Genomic DNA, 15,096 nt, shown 5'->3' on the forward strand with positions numbered 1-15,096 from the left:
GGTCACGACTGCTCCTCTGCTTCGGCGGCGTGCTCGGGGGTGGTGACGCTCAGGCCTTCGTCCGACGGGTCCGACGACGGCGTGACCGCTCGCGCCACCGCGACGGTCGCGAACACGCTCGTCGCCGCGATCACCACGAGGACGGGGATCCCGGTCAGGTCGCGCCGGACCACCATCGACGCCGCGATCACCACGAGCACGGTCGTCAGGACCATGTCCGATCCGATCATCCGGTCGAGGATCGTCGGGCCGCGCACGATCCGGAACACCGCGAGCGCGAGGGTGGCGCCGAGCAGGGCCAGGACCAGGGCGATGCCGATCCCCATGACGACGACGGCGGCGCTCATCGGGTGACCTCCGGCAGCGGTTCGGACAGTTCGGAGACGTCCTGCTTCGAACCGAGGGCACGGATGACCATGGCCTCGATGCCGAGGGCCTCACGACGGGCGGCCTCGACCTGCTCGACCCGCTCGGTGTCGAGCACGTGCAGCAGCAGGCGCCGGCGGCGGAGGTCGACGTCGGCGACGTACGAGCCGGGCACCAGCGAGATCGCGAGGGTCGCCAGCGTGAAGGTCATCTCGGCGGTGGAGTGCAGCTGCACGAGCGTGATGGAGCTGCGGCGGACACCCCGCGGGCGGAACGCGACCCAGGCGACCCGGAACGACGCCGTGATGACGAGTCCGGACCACACCACGAGGAACCGGACGGCGTGCACGATCGAGAACCGGGCCGACAGCGGGACCGGCGGGAGCGGCAGCGCCTGGGTGACCAGGAGCGCCACCACGATGCCGCAGAGCAGGGTCAGTGGCGTCCACGAGCCCCAGAGCAGGGCCCACAGGACGGTCAGCCCGGCGACGAGCGGCACGTCGTACCGCCACGCCACCGCGATGCGGCGGGCGTTCGCGACGTGTCGGGTGTCGGTGTTCACCGGTCACCCCCGAGGACGGCCTGCACGTACCGGTCCGGCGACTCGAGCGACTCCGCTGCGCGGCTCGCGTACCCGTAGAGCGGGCCCGCGACCACGGTGAGGGCGACGGATCCGAGGACCGCGACCGTCGTCACACCGACGAGCATGCGCGGCAGCCGGACCTTGGTCGGCGCTTCGCCGACCGTCTCGGTCGACCCGGTGGTCGGACGGGAGGCACTGCTCGCGTGGGGTGCGTCGGTGACCGTCACCGAGCCTCCTGGGTGGAAGGCCTCACCCGTCTCCTCGGAGACGGTCAAGGGGGCGGGTTCCGGCGACCGCAGGGCTGCGTGCGGTTCGGCGGTCGTCGCGTGCGGCGCCGCGGCCTCGGCCGCGGGCTTCGGCCGCCAGAAGGCGGCGTCCCACACGCGCATCAGCGCGTACAGCGTGAGGAGCGACGTGACCACGCCGGCGGCGATCGTGACGTACGCCAACGGGGAGCCGTCCTCGGCGGCGGCGCGGAACAGCCCGAGCTTGCCGATGAAGCCGGAGAACGGCGGGATGCCGCCCAGGTTGAACGCCGGGATCAGGTACAGCGCGGCCAGCAGCGGCGCGGCCTTCAACAACCCGCCGAGTGACCGGGTCGACGTGGTCCCCCCGACGCGTTCCATCAGGCCGGACACCAGGAACAACGTGGTCTGCACGACGATGTGGTGCACCGTGTAGAACACCGCGGCCGCCGTCCCCGCGACCGTCCCGAGCCCGACACCCATCACCATGAAGCCGATGTGGCTGATGAGCGTGAAGGACAGCAGGCGCTTGACGTCGGTCTGGGACACCGCACCGAGCACCCCGACGACCATCGTCAACACCGCCACCACGAGCAGCACGTTGTTCAACTGCGGCCCGGGGAAGATGACCGTCTCGAGGCGGATGATCGCGTAGATGCCGACCTTCGTCAGCAGACCGGCGAAGACGGCCGTGACCGGGGCCGGGGCGGTCGGGTACGAGTCCGGCAGCCAGAACGCCAGCGGGAAGACCGCCGCCTTGATGCCGAAGCCGATGAGCAGCATCGTGTGCAGGAGCAGCTGCACGTGCTCGGGCAGATCGGCGACGCGCTCGCTGATCTGGGCGATGTTGACCGTGCCGGTCGCGCCGTACACCAGGCCGATCGCGGCGAGGAAGATCGCCGACGCGATCAGGCTCGTGACGATGTACGTGGTGCCGGCCCGGACCCGCTGCTCGCTGCCGCCCAGGGTGATGAGCACGTAGCTCGCCACGAGCAGCATTTCGAACGCCACGTACAGGTTGAACAGGTCGCCGGCGATGAACGAGTCGAGCACGCCCGCGGCCAGCACGAGGTAGGTCGGGTAGAAGATCGTGACCGGGGCCTCGCCGTCGTCGGCTGCGAGCCCCTGGCCGATCGAGAACAGCAGGACGATGAGCAGCACGCTGGCGCTCACCGTGAGGAGCAGGGCGCTCAGGCGGTCGACCACCAGCGAGATGCCGTACGGGGCGTCCCACCCGCCGACCTGCACGACGATGGTGCCGTGGTGGTCGACGAGCACCATGAGGGTCGCGGCGACGGCGAGTGCGACGACGAGCACCACGACGGTGATCGCTCGCTGGAGCTTCTGGTGCCGCAGGAGGCCGAGTGCGACGGCGGCGCCGAGCAGCGGGACGAGGACGAGGAGCGGGACGAGCCAGGTCATCGGTTCACTCCGTCCTGGTGCGGTTGGTGTTCGTGCGGATCGTCGGCGTCCTCGGGGGACTTCGGGTCGAAGTCGGCTTCCGGGTCGTCGTCGGGGTCGTCGCGCGTGCGGCCGATGGCGACGTCCGCTTCGTCGACCTCGACCTCGTCGGCACGGGACAGCTGCCACGAGCGGTGGATGAGGGCGAGCAGGAACGCGCTGACGGCGAAGGTGATGACGATCGCGGTCAGGGCGAAGGCCTGGGGGAGCGGGTCGGTGATGCCCTCGGAGGACTTGCCGATCGGCGGGTTGCCGGCGGCACCGGACATCACCAGCAGGAGCAGGTTCAGGGCGTTGCCGAGCAGCAGGAAGCCGAGCAGCATCCGGGTCAGGGACCGTTCGAGCAGCAGGTAGACGCCGCAGGAGAACAGCACGGCCATCGCGATCACGAGGACGAGGGTGACGGTCATGTGGCGCTCCCTTCCGGGGTGGGTGCCTCGAGGGTGTCGCGGACGGACCCCTCGGTGGTGTCGCGGGTGGGCGCCCCGGCATCCTCGAGGCGCTGCCGGTCCACCTCGGCGCCGAGGCTGCGGAGCACGTCGAGCACCAGGCCGACGACGACCAGGTACACGCCGATGTCGAAGAACGTCGCGGTGACGAACTCGACGTGGCCGAGGATCGGGACGGTCGCCTCGAAGAACTCGGAGTACAGCGCTTCGCGGCCGAAGAACAGCGGCACGATCGCGGTGATCGCTGCCGTCGCGACACCGAGTCCGAGCAGTCGACCGGCACGGACCGGGGCGGCGGCGCCGAGTTCGGCCGGGCCGCCCGCCAGGTACCGGGCCGCCAGCGCGATGCCGGCGACGAGGCCACCGGCGAAGCCGCCGCCGGCCGCGTTGTGCCCGGCGAACAGCAGGTAGACCGACAGGACGATGAGCCCGTGGAACAGCAGTCGGACCACGACGTCGAGGAGTGCCGAGCGGCCGGTCGGGATGGCGGCGCTCGTCGGCAGCCAGGCGCGCGGCTCACCGTCGGTGCGCTGACCGTCGGCCGTCAGCTTCTCCGGCAGGTCACGGAGCCGGGGCAGCGTGTCCTCGCGGGAGTTCACGAAGATGAGGCTCGCGACGCCCGTGGCCGCGGCGACGACGACGGTGAGCTCACCGAGGGTGTCCCAGCCGCGCAGGTCGACGAGGGCGACGTTGACGACGTTCAGGCCGTGGCCGAACGAGCTCGTGAGCGCCGGCAGGTCCGGCCAGATCGGGTCGGCGGTGCGCGCCGAGGCGGCGACGATGACGACGATCGCCAGCGTGAGGCCGGCCAGCCCCGCGAAGAGCGCACGGACGATGCGGAACCGGCTCGGGTTCGTAGTCGCGATGCGCGGGGGGAGCCGCCGGAGCACCAGGACGAACGCGATGAGGGTGACGGTCTCGACCACGAGCTGCGTGAGCGCGAGGTCGACCGCACCGTGCAGGACGAACAGGACGGACATGCCGTAGCCGGTCACGCCCACCAACACGGCGGCGGCGAACCGGGTCTTCGCGGTGAGGACGGCGATGGCGCCGACGGACATCACGATGACGACCGGGATCTGCCCCCACGAGTCGGAGAACCGGACGTGGAACTCCCACGGCCCGCCGAGCACGAGGTTCGCGAGCGCACCCGCCACGAACACCGACAGGATCACCGTCAGGTAGTAGGGGAGCGAACCCCGCTGCACACCGGCGGTCAGGCCCGTCGCGAACCGGTCGAGGCCGCGCATGAGGTGCCGGTAGGTGCCCGAGGCGCTCGGGAACCCGGCGAGCTGGTGCTGCAGTGCCTCGACCGGACGTCGGAGGGCGAACAGCGCGAGACCGCCGACCAGGGTGACGGCCGAGATGCCGAGCGCCGGTTCGAGGCCGTGCCAGAGCGCGAGGTGGGGGACTTCCTCGCCGGGGAGCGAGGCCACCGTCGCGGCGGGCTCGATGCCGTGCGCGACGACCGGGGTCAGCAGGCCGAGGGTGAGACCGGTCAGCGCCAGGATCGACGGCACCACACCCAGACCGTGCAGGGCGTGCGGTGCCGTCTGGGCGACGTCGGGCTTGCGGGCGAACGCTCCCCAGAAGAAGCGGAGCGAGTACGCCACGGTGAGCACCGAGCCGAGCGTCACGCCGACGAGGGCGAACCAGGCCCAGCCGGCGTCGGGTCCGTGCAGCGATTCGGTGAAGCCGGTCAGCACGGCTTCCTTGGCGACGAAGCCGATCGTCGGTGGGATGCCGGCCATGGACACGAGCGCGAGGGCGGCCACGACGGCCAGCCACGGTGCCTTCCGGCCGAGGCCGCTCAGGCGCCCGAGGTCGCGGGTGCCGGTGGTGTGGTCGATCGCACCGACCACCAGGAAGAGCGTGGACTTGAACGCGGCGTGCGCCACGAGCAGGGCGACCCCGCCGAGTGCCACCGCGGGCGCGCCCCACCCGGCGGCGAGCACGAGGAACCCGAGCTGCGCGACGGTGCCGTAGGCGAGCAGGAGCTTGAGGTCGGTCTGGCGGAGCGCCCGGTAGCCACCGATGAGCATGCCGAGGACACCGAGCACGGTGATCGTCTCGCGCCAGCCGTCGAGCAGTGCGAACGCCGGAGCGAGCCGGGCGACGAGGTAGATGCCGGCCTTCACCATCGCTGCGGCGTGCAGGTACGCACTGACCGGGGTCGGAGCTGCCATGGCCGCGGGCAACCAGAAGTGGAACGGCACGATCGCCGACTTCGTCAGCGCGCCGAGCAGGACGAGGACCACCGAGACGGTGACGATCGGTCCGGTCGGCGGGGCGGCGATGATGCCGGAGAGCGAGGTCGTGCCCGCCGTGACCGACAGCATGACCAGACCGGCGAGCATCGCCAGACCGCCGGCGGTGGTGACGACGAGGGCCTGCATCGCGGCCGCACGGCTCGCACGCTTGTCGGCGTCGTGTCCGATGAGCAGGTAGGAGAAGACCGTGGTGGCTTCCCACAGGACGAAGAGCACGATGACGTCGTCGGCGAGGACGAGCCCGAACATCGACCCGGCGAACGCGGTCAGCACGCCCGCGAACCGACCGATCCCCGGTTCGTCGCGCCCGAAGTACGAGGCGCAGTAGACGAGCACGAGGGCCCCGACGATCGACACCACGAGCGCGAGCACCCACGACAGGGCGTCCATCCGCAGCGTGATCTCGAGGTCGAGCTGCGGGACCCACCGGTGCCGTTCGACGACGCTGCCGTGCAGGGCCGCGTCCGTCTGCAGCACCGTCAGCACGGCGGCGGCTGCGGGCGCGAGGGCGGCCACGTAGAACACGCGGCGGCCGAGGACGGGGGTCAGGGCGGGGACGATCAGGGCGACGATCGCGAACGCGACGAGGACGAGGACCATCGGGCACCTCCTCGGGGTCGGGCTGCAGTCCGGCTCACTGGGCCCTCACAGCCTACGAAGAGTGGGATGTGGAGAACCTGTGCGACCGGACAGCCTGCTCGCGCTCGGTTCACACTGTGAACACCACTCTGCCCGTGCTCCCGGCGGGCTGTCCGGCCCACGTCGCCTCGACGTCCGCCAACCGCACGGCCGTCGCGTCCACCCGGACGGTGCCGTCCGCGATCGCACTGACGATGCCCGGGAGCTCGGCGACGAAACCGGCACGCCCGACCGACCCCTGCCCGCTGCCGACGATCGTCAGGCCCGAGGCGCGCAGTGCCGCGGACGGGATCGTCGCCTCGTGGCCCGCGGTGGAACCGATCGCGATCCAGTCGAGTCGGCGACCCGGTTCGGTGCGGGCGGTGACGACGGCGCGCATCACGTCGGCCGCGGGCTGGCCCCAGACGTAGTCGATGACCACGTCGACGTCGGCTGCCGCTGCGCCGAGGGCGTCGACGTCGGCCAACGGCAGCACGACGTCGGCGCCGAGGGCGGTGAGCGCCGCCAACCGCTCCGGGTTGCGCCCGCTCGCGACGACGTGTGCGGCACCGAGGTGCTTCGCCACCTGCACCGCCGCGGTGCCCGAGGCCCCGGTAGCGCCGAGCACGAGGACGCGGCTGCCCGGGGCGAAGTCGATCCGCCGGCGCAGGGCCACCCACGACGACAGCACCGGGTTCACGCCGGCGGCCACGGTGACCGGGTCGGCACCGTCGGGCAGGACGACGCTCGCCCGCGGGTCGACCGCGACGCGCTCGGCCATGGTGCCGCGGGTGTCGCTCGCGACGGCCACGTAGCGGAGCGTGCCGTCGGGGAACCGGGCGACGCCGTCGACGCCGGGGACCAGGGGGAGCGCGCCCTCGCTGGTGTAGTGCGAACCGTCGGCCTGCGAGCGGACCCGCGGGTGGAGACCGGCCGCGACGACGTCGACGACGACCTCGCCGGGTCCGGGAGTCGGTTCGTCGAACTCGTGCCAGGTCGGGGCGTGGCCGAACTCGGTGACGACTGCTGCGTGCATGGTGTCCTCCATTTGCTTCGTGTTACGAACAAAGTAGTTCGCATCACGAAGTTCGTCAACTAGGCTGGAGTGGTGCAGGAGATGACCGAGGACGAGCAGCTCGTCGATGCCCTGGGCGAGGCCGCGTTCCGGACGATGGGGCCGCTGACCGGGCTCGCGGCCGATGCCGGGCTGTCGCTGACGCAGCTGCGGGTCCTCGCGATCCTGCGTGACCGTCGTCTGCGGATCGGTGACCTGGCGCAGTACCTGGGGCTCGAGAAGTCGACGATGACCGGGTTGGTGGCGCGCGCGGAGAAGAAGGGGTTGCTCGCGCGGCAGCCGAACGCGGACGACGCCCGCGCGGTGGACGTCGTGATCACCGACGCCGGTCTCGAGGTGGCGCGCTCGCTCGAGGGCGCGATCCGCGATGCACTGCTGCCGCTCACCGCCCGGTTGCCGGAGCGGGACCGGCGGCAGCTGCGCGCACTCCTGGAGCGGATGCTGCGCTGAACCCTCAGCGGCCGTGCGCGCGTGCCGGGATCTGTGTCGCGAGCTTGCCGCCGGAGACGTCGAGCAGCGTGCCGGTGACGTAGCCCGAGGCGTCGCTCGCCACGAAGACGAGCAGGTCGGCGACGTCGTCCGCGGTCTCCCACCGGCGCAGCGACAGGGTGTCGAGCAGGCGGTCCTGGGCCTCGGCCGGCATGGTCGCGAACCCGTTCATCGCCGTCGGGACCATGCCCGGCGCGTACGCGTTGACGGTGATGCCCCACGGGCCGAGCTCCGACGCCAGCACCCGGGTGAACGAGACGACCGCGGCCTTGGACGCCGCGTAGGCAGCGCTGCCGACACTCGGGACGATCGCGGCGAACGAGGCGGCGTTGATGATCCGCCCCCGCCCCGCGGCCTGCATCACCGGCGCGACGGCCTGGCTCATCAGGAAGGTGCCGCCGAGGTTGACGTCCATGCACCGGCGCCAGGCATCCCACTGCAGCTCGGCGACGGTGCCCTCGACGTTGATGCCGGCGTTGTTCACGAGCACGTCGATCGTGCCGTGCCGGGTGACGACCTCGTCGACGGCGGCCCGGACCGAATCCGGGTCGGCGACGTTGCACACGACGTGGTCGAGCGGGAAGTCGGGTTCGAAGGCCAGGTCGAGGGCGACGACGCGGCACCCCTCGGTGACGAATCGATCGGCGAGGGTGCGTCCGATCCCGCGTGCTGCGCCGGTCACGACCACCACACGGTCGGTCAGGTCGAGGTGCATCGTTGCTCCTGTCGTCGGTTGCTGCAATAGGCATACTATTGCAGCATGACGAAGCAACGGGTGCTCTGGGTCACCGGCGGCGGCAGCGGCATGGGGGCTGCGAGTGCCGAGGTCGCTGCGCGCGACGGGTGGACGGTGGTCCTGAGCGGGCGGCGCGTGGACCGGCTCGAGCAGGTCGCAGCGACGATCACGGCCTCCGGCGGCACGGCGGCGGTCCTGCCCCTCGACGCTGCCGATCCCGCTGCCGTCGCGTCTGCGCGGGACACCGTGCTCGAGCGGTTCGGACGACTCGACGCGGTCGTGCTCGCCGCCGGGCTGAACGCGCCGCGGCGCCGGTGGGACGACCAGTCGTTGCCGGACTTCCGCGCGATCGTCGACACGAACCTCACCGCGGTGGTCGCGGTCGTCGACGCCGCACTGCCTGCGCTCCGCGAGTCCGGCGGCGTGGTCGTCGTGGTGTCGTCCTACGCCGGGTGGTCCTTCCAGCCCGGCGCCGGCGTCGCGTACTCCGCCTCGAAGACCGCGCTCGGTTCGGTCGTCCGGAGCCTCAACCAGCAGGAGGCACGCCACGGGGTCCGGGCGACGCACCTGTGCCCCGGTGACGTCGCGACCGACTTCCTCGACCAGCGGCCGTCGGTGCCCGACGCCGCCGCACGATCGGTGATGCTGCAGCCGGAGGACATCGCCCGCGCGGTGTCGTTCGTGCTCGAGGCGCCGTCGTACATGCGGGTCGACGAACTCGTGGTCAGCCCGGTGTCCCAGCGGTGACCAGCACGTTCGACCGCGTCCTCGACCAGATCGGTTCCGCCGTCGTCTCCGGCGTCATCGCCGTGGGCAGCCGCCGGAGCATCGACGACCTGGTGGCGTCGACCGGGGCCAGTCGCAGCATCGTCCGCGAGGCCGTCCGCGTCCTCGTCGCCCTCGGCCTGGTCACCGCGCGGCGCCGGGTCGGCGTGACCGTCCTCGGCGTGCTGGAGTGGGACGTCCTGGATCCGCGGGTCGTGCGGTGGCGGCTCCGGGGCCCGGACGGTGACCGCGTGGCGGTCGAGCTCCGCGAACTCCGCGCGGCGGTCGAACCCGCCGCAGCCGCCGCAGCAGCCCGGCGGGCGCCCCTCGACGAGTGCGCGGACCGACGGGAGGCGCTCCGCACCACCGCGGACGAGCTCGCGGCCGCAGCGGCCCGCGACGACCGCCTCGACTTCGTGGCCGCCGACGTGCGGCTCCACGCGCTCGTGCTCGACCTGTCCGACAACACGCTGTACCGACGCCTGCACCGCGTCGTGGGCCAGGTGCTGCGCGAACGCGGGAGCATCCGCCCGGACCGGCACGACGTCGGCCTCCACCTCGCGCTCGCCGGTGCCGTCGTCGAAGGCCACCCGGACGACGCGGCCGCGGCGATGCGGGCGATCGTCGAGCGCACGTGAGCGGTGCTCCGCCGACCTGGAAAGATGGAGTCCGGTGCGCTCCTCCGGCGCCCGTGGAGGGTGAGCGTGGACGCAGCACAGGACCTGGTCGTCCAGCTCATCGGCACCCCGTGGACGTTCGTCGTGGTCGGCCTTGTGCTCGCCGTCGGCAGTGTCGCGGTCTTCCTCCCCAGCCAGGCGCTCGTCGTCGCGGTCGGCACGCTCCTGGTGGGCGGTGACGGCGGCCTCCTGCCGGTCCTCGTCCTCGTCGTCGCGGCCTCGATCGGCATGGTCCTCGGCGACCTCGGGCTGTACCACCTGACGCGCTCGGTCGACCTCGGCTCGAGGTCGTGGTTCGCGCGTCCGAAGGTCCGCAAGGCCCGGGACGCCATCGACGGCCGCTACCGTGCCGCTCCCGGGCGCATCGCGGTCCTCGGACGCTTCATCCCGATGGGCCGGCTGACGACGAACCTGGTCGGCGCGGACAGCGGGCTCGACGTTCGGCGGTTCCTGGTGAGCTGCGTGCTCGCCGACGTCGTGTGGGCCGCGTACTGCGTCGGCATCGCGGCGGCCACCGGGCGCTGGAGCCGCGAGCAGCCCTTCCTCGTCACGACCCTCGCGGTCGTGGCGTCGATCCTGCTCGGCCTCGCGATCTCGGCGATCGAGAAGGCCGTGCGACGACGCAGCGAGGCGGCGGCTGCGGCCTGACGAACGTAGGGTGGGGACACCGTTCGAAGGAGAACCCGTGCTGCTCGACGACCTCGTACCGGACCCTGACGCGCTCGAGCGCATCGCCACCGGCAGCACGTGGGCCGAAGGACCCTGCTGGATCCCGGCGTCCCGCACCCTGCGCTGGTCGGACATCCCCGGCGACCGGGTCCTGCAGTGGCACGCCGACTCCGGCGAGACCTCGACGTACGCCGAGGGCGTCGAGTTCACCAACGGCCGGACGCTCGACCGCGACGGCAGTGTCGTCCAGTGCTCGCACGGACTCCGGCGGGTGGAGCGCGACCGCGACGGCGTCGTCACGCCGATCGTCGACGCCTGGGCCGGCGTGCGGTTCAACTCGCCGAACGACGTCGTCGTCGCGCGGGACGGCAGCGTGTGGTTCACCGACCCGGCTTACGGCATCACTCAGCCGCGCGAAGGCCACCCCGGCGTGCGCGAGTACGGCGACCACTGGACCTTCCGCTGCGGACCGTCCGGTGAGGACCTGCGCCCCGTCGCGACCGACGTCGACGAGCCGAACGGACTCGCCTTCGACCCGTCCGAGCGGGTCCTCTACATCGCGAGCTCGTCGGGGGACGAACCGGTCATCCGCGCCTACGACCGCGTCGGTGACGGCGGCGACCTGCTCAAGAACGGCCGGGTGTTCGCGCGACTCGAGCCGGGCGAGGGCGCACCGGACGGCATCCGGGTCGACGGGCACGGCAACGTGTGGTCGTCGTCGCACCGCGGCGTCGTGGTGTTCGACCCCTCCGGCGAGCGGATCGGCGAGGTGGCCGTCCCCGAGGTGACGTCGAACCTGTGCTTCGGCGGCGACGACGGCACGACGCTGTTCCTGACGGCGAGGACGTCGGTCTACCGGATCGCCACGACGACGCGGGACGCTGCCGTATCCTGACTCGGCCATGCAGTGCGACTACTTCGACCGTGGGGTGTGCCGGTCCTGCACGCTCATGGGGCAGCCCTACGCCGACCAGGTCCTCGACAAGGAGCTCCGCACCCGCGAACTCCTGCACGACGCCGTCGAGGCGGCGGGCGGCCCCGGAGCCGTCACGTGGGCACCGGCGATCACCAGCCCCGAGTCCGGGTACCGGAACAAGGCGAAGATGGTGGTCGGCGGATCGACCGAGCACCCGACCGTCGGCATCCTCGACCACCGGCAGCGCGGCGTCGACCTGCGGCACTGCGGGATCTGCACGCCCGGCATCCGACACGCGCTGCCCCTGCTCGCCGACTTCGTCCAGACCGCGGGGTTGATCCCGTACGACGTCGCTGCCCGACGCGGCGAGCTGAAGTACGTCCTGGTCACCGAGTCGCCCGACGGCGAACTCATGGTGCGGTTCGTCCTGCGGTCCGAGGGGCAGGTGGCTCGGATCCGGCAGTACCTCGATGTGCTGCGTGACGCCCTGCCGAACGTGGTGGTCGTCACGGCGAACCTGCTTCCCGAGCACAAGGCCGTGACCGAGGGCGACCGGGAGATCGTGCTCACCGAGCAGGAGACGCTGCCGATGCGCCTCGGCGGGATCACGATGCACCTGCGGCCGCAGAGCTTCTTCCAGACCAACACCGCCGTCGCCACCGAGCTGTACGCGCAGGCCTCGGCGTGGATCGACGAGCTCGACCCGGCGTCGATGTGGGACCTGTACTGCGGCGTGGGCGGGTTCGCCCTGCACGCTGCGCGACCGGGCCGAGCGGTGACGGGCATCGAGACCAGTGCCGAGGCGATCCGTTCGGCGAAGCAGTCCGCGCGCGAGGCCGGGCTCGAGGGGCTCCGGTTCGCCGCCGACGACGCCACCGAGCACGCACTCCGCGCCCGACCCGACACCGTGCCCGAGCTCGTCCTGGTGAACCCGCCACGACGCGGGATCGGCGAGGCGCTGTCGACCTGGCTCGAGGAGTCCGACGTGCAGCACGTCGTCTACTCGAGCTGCAACCCGGTGACCCTGGCGAAGGACCTCGCGCGCATGCCCTCGTTCCGGCTGCGCCGCGCTCGTGTGCTCGACATGTTCCCCCAGACCGGCCATCTCGAGGCCGTCACGCTGCTGTCGCGGGCGTGATCCGGGCCTCCTGGCCGGCATTGCCAGGGAATTGCCAAGGTGACGTACCCGGGTACGGCTCGATGACCATGGCCATGGGCATCGAGGCGTACAGGTTCGAGTGCGGGGTACATAGCACCAACGGGTAGAACCGTTTGTCTCGGTTTGATAACGGTGAAGAGTTTCCTATGGTTGCCGACCGAGGTGCCGCCGGCCCGATGACCACTGCCCCCGGTGGCGCACCCCACAACTGACCGCGATCGGTCGGGGTGGGCAGTGGATTCCGCGTTCGAAGCGGCTCGTGACCCCGGTGGAGCAATCACATGAAGAAGCTTTCCCGTACCCGCACCATCGTCGGCGGCCTCGCGTTCGCCGGCATCGCCGCGACCGGTGTCGGCCTCGCGGCAACCCCCGCGAACGCTGCGTCCGGCTCGACCTGGGACGCCCTCGCGCAGTGCGAGTCCGGCGGCAACTGGGCCATCAACACCGGCAACGGCTACTACGGCGGCCTGCAGTTCAACCTCGGCACCTGGCAGGCCAACGGTGGCGTCGGCAGCCCCGCCGGCGCGAGCCGCGAGGCCCAGATCGCCGTCGCCGAGCGTGTCCTCGCCACGCAGGGCTGGGGCGCCTGGCCTGCCTGCTCGGCCCAGCTCGGACTGAGCGGCACGAGCGGTGCCGCACCGGCCGCCGCTGCTCCGGCTCCGGCAGCCCCCGCTGCTCCGGCCCCGACGCAGCAGGCCGCACCGGCCCCCGCTGCCCCGGAGCAGGCCGCGCCGAGCACCCCGGCTCCTGCTCCGGCACCCGCGCAGGAGGCCGCCCCGGCAGCCACCACGCCGAGCAAGCCCGCCGCCGTGAAGACGAGCGGCAAGACGTACACGATCGCCTCGGGCGACACGCTCGACACCATCGCCACCAAGCTCAAGATCGACGGTGGCTGGAACAAGCTGTGGGCCGCGAACACGTCGACCATCGACGACGCGAACCTCATCTACTCGGGCCAGGAGCTGCAGCTCCCCGCCTGATCGTTCCACCGGACGAACACGTCGACGCCCCGCGACCTCGGTCGCGGGGCGTCGTCGTGCGTGACCGGTGGTGGGAGCCTGCGGGCGCTACTGCCGGTTGTCGGCCAGCCAACCGGCGACGTCGTCGGACCGAAGCGCCTGTGACAGCGAGCCGACCGCCAGGTCGTTGAGCGTGACGTAGGACTGCCCGTCCGGCGAGGTTCCGGACCCCGCAGTCGGCACCGTGAACGTCTTGAGGTCGTCGGTCCGAACGTCGCGCAGCGACCATCCGAGGCCGACGAGGGTCGGGAAGGTCAGTCCGGCATCGACCGCCAGGTGCTCGCTCGTCGCGGTCACGAAGTCCTGGATACGCCCGGGGTTCGTGATCGTGCCGCGGGAGAGCAGCCCGCCGACGACCCCGCGCATGAACGCCTGCTGGTTCAGCACGCGGGTGTGGTCCGCGTCGGCGAACGAGTACCGCTCGCGCACGAACGCGAGTGCGGCGTCGCCGTCGAGCCGGTTCGCGCCGGCGACGAACTCGTGCTTGCCTGCGGCGAACGCCTGCCCGGAGTCGACCGTGACACCGCCGAGGGCGTCGGTCATGTCCTTGAACCCGGTGAAGTCGATCTCGGCGACGTGGTCGATGCGGACGTCGAGCAGCTGCTCGACGGTCTGCACGGTGAGCGGGACGCCGCCCCACGCGTACGCGGCGTTGATCTTGGCGCTCCCGTGACCCGGCACGTCGACCCACGAGTCACGCATGATCGACATCAGGTACACGGCCTGCCGGTCGGCCGGGACGTGCGCGAGCATCAGGGTGTCCGAACGGCCACCGGCCTCGGATGGCTTGCCGTCCGGTCCGCGTGCAGCTCGTGAGTCGGACCCGATGAGCAGGATGTTCTCGCCGCCGGACGCAGCGGGTCGGGTCCCGCTCGGGAACGGGTTCGCGATCGTGTCGTGGCGGGCGTCGAAGCTGCGCGCCAGGCCGCCGACGAAGATGCTCGCGACGACGGCGATCACGGTGGCGATGCCGACCAGCGAGCCGACCGTCGCGAGCAGTGCGACGAGGAACGGGCGTCGGCGCCGCGGGTGGCGTCCGCCTCGGGTGGTGGTGTCGGCGGCCAGGCGGGCCGCCCGTCGTTCGGACATGCGGGACTCCAACGGGTTCGCGTCGGCGTGCCACCGACCGACCCATCGTACCGCATGTGGTATTTCAGGTACAGCGTGTCAGTTGCTGGGTTGCCGTGACTTCCCGAGCAGCTCCGTGAGCGCGGTCCGCAGTGCCGGGTCGTCCGGCAGGACCTCGCGCTCGATGTGCCGAGCGGTCTCCCACGCTCGGCGTCCGTGATCGGTCACGGTCACGAGGCGCCGGCGTCGGTCGTCGGGGTGCGGGGTGCGCTCGACCAGGCCGTCCCGCTCCATGCGCTCGAGGGTCCGTGACATCGTCTGCGGTTGCACCCGTGCCGTGCGGGCGATCGTGTCGGCACCGGTGGGGCCCGTGCGGATCAGGATGTCGACCGCGATGAGGGCTGCGTGCGGCAGCCCGATGGCGCGGAGGCGTTCATCCCAGTCCCGCTCGACCGAGCGTGCCGCGGCCGACAACAGCCGGCCGAGGGGCCACTGCTCGGTCGTGTCGTCCATGGGCGCAGTCTACGGTCG

Annotated in this window: 16 protein-coding genes; 7 read left to right on the plus strand and 9 right to left on the minus strand. The window is 71.8% G+C overall.

Going from position 1 to position 15,096, the window contains the following annotated elements; all coding sequences use genetic code 11:
* Positions 1–2 precede the first annotated feature (2 nt).
* The 6 genes from EDF28_RS04300 to EDF28_RS04325 form a co-directional block, all read right to left on the minus strand.
* The gene (locus EDF28_RS04300) at positions 3–347 is read right to left on the minus strand and encodes a sodium:proton antiporter (protein ID WP_123294605.1); all 345 of its coding nucleotides are present in this window, start codon (positions 345–347) and stop codon (positions 3–5) included.
* Positions 344–928, minus strand: coding sequence for a Na+/H+ antiporter subunit E (locus EDF28_RS04305; protein WP_123294606.1), 585 nt, complete (start codon positions 926–928; stop codon positions 344–346). Before EDF28_RS04305 ends, EDF28_RS04300 begins: the two co-directional genes overlap by 4 nt.
* Positions 925–2,616, minus strand: coding sequence for a Na+/H+ antiporter subunit D (locus tag EDF28_RS04310; protein ID WP_123339137.1), 1,692 nt, complete (start codon positions 2,614–2,616; stop codon positions 925–927). The genes EDF28_RS04305 and EDF28_RS04310 overlap by 4 nt, the downstream gene beginning before the upstream one ends.
* Positions 2,613–3,065 (minus strand): Na(+)/H(+) antiporter subunit C, encoded by a 453-nt coding sequence (locus tag EDF28_RS04315; protein ID WP_111085885.1) that lies wholly within the window; start codon positions 3,063–3,065, stop codon positions 2,613–2,615. Before EDF28_RS04315 ends, EDF28_RS04310 begins: the two co-directional genes overlap by 4 nt.
* Positions 3,062–5,974: a Na+/H+ antiporter subunit A gene (locus tag EDF28_RS04320; RefSeq protein WP_123937278.1), complete on the minus strand. Its 2,913-nt coding sequence runs from the start codon at positions 5,972–5,974 to the stop codon at positions 3,062–3,064. The genes EDF28_RS04315 and EDF28_RS04320 overlap by 4 nt, the downstream gene beginning before the upstream one ends.
* Before the next feature lie 109 nt (positions 5,975–6,083).
* Positions 6,084–7,028 carry a zinc-binding alcohol dehydrogenase family protein gene (locus EDF28_RS04325; RefSeq protein WP_123937279.1) on the minus strand — a complete coding sequence of 315 codons (945 nt, stop codon included), beginning with the start codon at positions 7,026–7,028 and terminating at the stop codon, positions 6,084–6,086.
* A gap of 81 nt (positions 7,029–7,109) precedes the next feature.
* Between EDF28_RS04325 and EDF28_RS04330 the strand changes: the two genes are divergently transcribed.
* On the plus strand, positions 7,110–7,517 hold the full coding sequence (locus EDF28_RS04330; RefSeq protein WP_111085883.1) for a MarR family winged helix-turn-helix transcriptional regulator: 408 nt from the start codon (positions 7,110–7,112) through the stop codon (positions 7,515–7,517).
* Between the two features lie 4 nt (positions 7,518–7,521).
* Here EDF28_RS04330 and EDF28_RS04335 read toward each other — a convergent pair whose 3' ends face one another.
* Entirely contained in the window at positions 7,522–8,271 is a 750-nt protein-coding gene (locus EDF28_RS04335) for an SDR family NAD(P)-dependent oxidoreductase (protein WP_123937280.1), read from the minus strand.
* Between the two features lie 45 nt (positions 8,272–8,316).
* On the opposite strand from EDF28_RS04335, the gene EDF28_RS04340 reads away from it, so the two are divergent.
* From EDF28_RS04340 to EDF28_RS19665, 6 genes are all read left to right on the plus strand, one after another.
* Positions 8,317–9,039, plus strand: a complete 723-nt coding sequence (locus EDF28_RS04340; protein ID WP_123937281.1) for an SDR family oxidoreductase — start codon at positions 8,317–8,319, stop codon at positions 9,037–9,039.
* The gene (locus EDF28_RS04345) at positions 9,036–9,695 is read left to right on the plus strand and encodes a FadR/GntR family transcriptional regulator (RefSeq protein WP_123937282.1); all 660 of its coding nucleotides are present in this window, start codon (positions 9,036–9,038) and stop codon (positions 9,693–9,695) included. Before EDF28_RS04340 ends, EDF28_RS04345 begins: the two co-directional genes overlap by 4 nt.
* 66 nt (positions 9,696–9,761) lie before the next feature.
* A complete protein-coding gene (locus tag EDF28_RS04350) occupies positions 9,762–10,382 on the plus strand; it encodes a DedA family protein (protein WP_185094128.1) in 621 nt (206 codons plus the stop codon).
* 37 nt (positions 10,383–10,419) lie between these two features.
* Positions 10,420–11,298 (plus strand): SMP-30/gluconolactonase/LRE family protein, encoded by an 879-nt coding sequence (locus tag EDF28_RS04355; RefSeq protein ID WP_260154527.1) that lies wholly within the window; start codon positions 10,420–10,422, stop codon positions 11,296–11,298.
* 7 nt (positions 11,299–11,305) lie between these two features.
* A complete protein-coding gene (gene rlmC, locus EDF28_RS04360) occupies positions 11,306–12,457 on the plus strand; it encodes a 23S rRNA (uracil(747)-C(5))-methyltransferase RlmC (RefSeq protein WP_123937285.1) in 1,152 nt (383 codons plus the stop codon).
* Between the two features lie 302 nt (positions 12,458–12,759).
* Positions 12,760–13,458, plus strand: coding sequence for a transglycosylase family protein (locus EDF28_RS19665; RefSeq protein ID WP_123294616.1), 699 nt, complete (start codon positions 12,760–12,762; stop codon positions 13,456–13,458).
* Positions 13,459–13,545: 87 nt separating this feature from the next.
* On the opposite strand, the gene EDF28_RS04370 is transcribed toward EDF28_RS19665, so the two are convergent.
* A complete protein-coding gene (locus tag EDF28_RS04370) occupies positions 13,546–14,586 on the minus strand; it encodes an LCP family protein (protein ID WP_123937286.1) in 1,041 nt (346 codons plus the stop codon).
* A gap of 78 nt (positions 14,587–14,664) precedes the next feature.
* Positions 14,665–15,078 (minus strand): MarR family winged helix-turn-helix transcriptional regulator, encoded by a 414-nt coding sequence (locus EDF28_RS04375; RefSeq protein WP_123294618.1) that lies wholly within the window; start codon positions 15,076–15,078, stop codon positions 14,665–14,667.
* Positions 15,079–15,096 lie beyond the last annotated feature (18 nt).

Source organism: Curtobacterium sp. PhB137, from assembly GCF_003814955.1.
Classification (GTDB): domain Bacteria; phylum Actinomycetota; class Actinomycetes; order Actinomycetales; family Microbacteriaceae; genus Curtobacterium.

What these genes read in the sequence shown, in the direction of transcription:
- EDF28_RS04340 (WP_123937281.1), top strand. Translation starts at nt 8,317, where the DNA reads ATGACGAAGCAACGGGTGCTCTGGGTCACCGGCGGCGGCAGCGGCATG.
- EDF28_RS04300 (WP_123294605.1), bottom strand. Translation starts at nt 347, where the DNA reads ATGAGCGCCGCCGTCGTCGTCATGGGGATCGGCATCGCCCTGGTCCTG.
- EDF28_RS04375 (WP_123294618.1), bottom strand. Translation starts at nt 15,078, where the DNA reads ATGGACGACACGACCGAGCAGTGGCCCCTCGGCCGGCTGTTGTCGGCC.
- EDF28_RS04315 (WP_111085885.1), bottom strand. Translation starts at nt 3,065, where the DNA reads ATGACCGTCACCCTCGTCCTCGTGATCGCGATGGCCGTGCTGTTCTCC.
- rlmC (WP_123937285.1), top strand. Translation starts at nt 11,306, where the DNA reads ATGCAGTGCGACTACTTCGACCGTGGGGTGTGCCGGTCCTGCACGCTC.
- EDF28_RS04370 (WP_123937286.1), bottom strand. Translation starts at nt 14,586, where the DNA reads ATGTCCGAACGACGGGCGGCCCGCCTGGCCGCCGACACCACCACCCGA.
- EDF28_RS04330 (WP_111085883.1), top strand. Translation starts at nt 7,110, where the DNA reads ATGACCGAGGACGAGCAGCTCGTCGATGCCCTGGGCGAGGCCGCGTTC.
- EDF28_RS04335 (WP_123937280.1), bottom strand. Translation starts at nt 8,271, where the DNA reads ATGCACCTCGACCTGACCGACCGTGTGGTGGTCGTGACCGGCGCAGCA.
- EDF28_RS04325 (WP_123937279.1), bottom strand. Translation starts at nt 7,028, where the DNA reads ATGCACGCAGCAGTCGTCACCGAGTTCGGCCACGCCCCGACCTGGCAC.
- EDF28_RS19665 (WP_123294616.1), top strand. Translation starts at nt 12,760, where the DNA reads ATGAAGAAGCTTTCCCGTACCCGCACCATCGTCGGCGGCCTCGCGTTC.
- EDF28_RS04310 (WP_123339137.1), bottom strand. Translation starts at nt 2,616, where the DNA reads ATGACCTGGCTCGTCCCGCTCCTCGTCCTCGTCCCGCTGCTCGGCGCC.
- EDF28_RS04320 (WP_123937278.1), bottom strand. Translation starts at nt 5,974, where the DNA reads ATGGTCCTCGTCCTCGTCGCGTTCGCGATCGTCGCCCTGATCGTCCCC.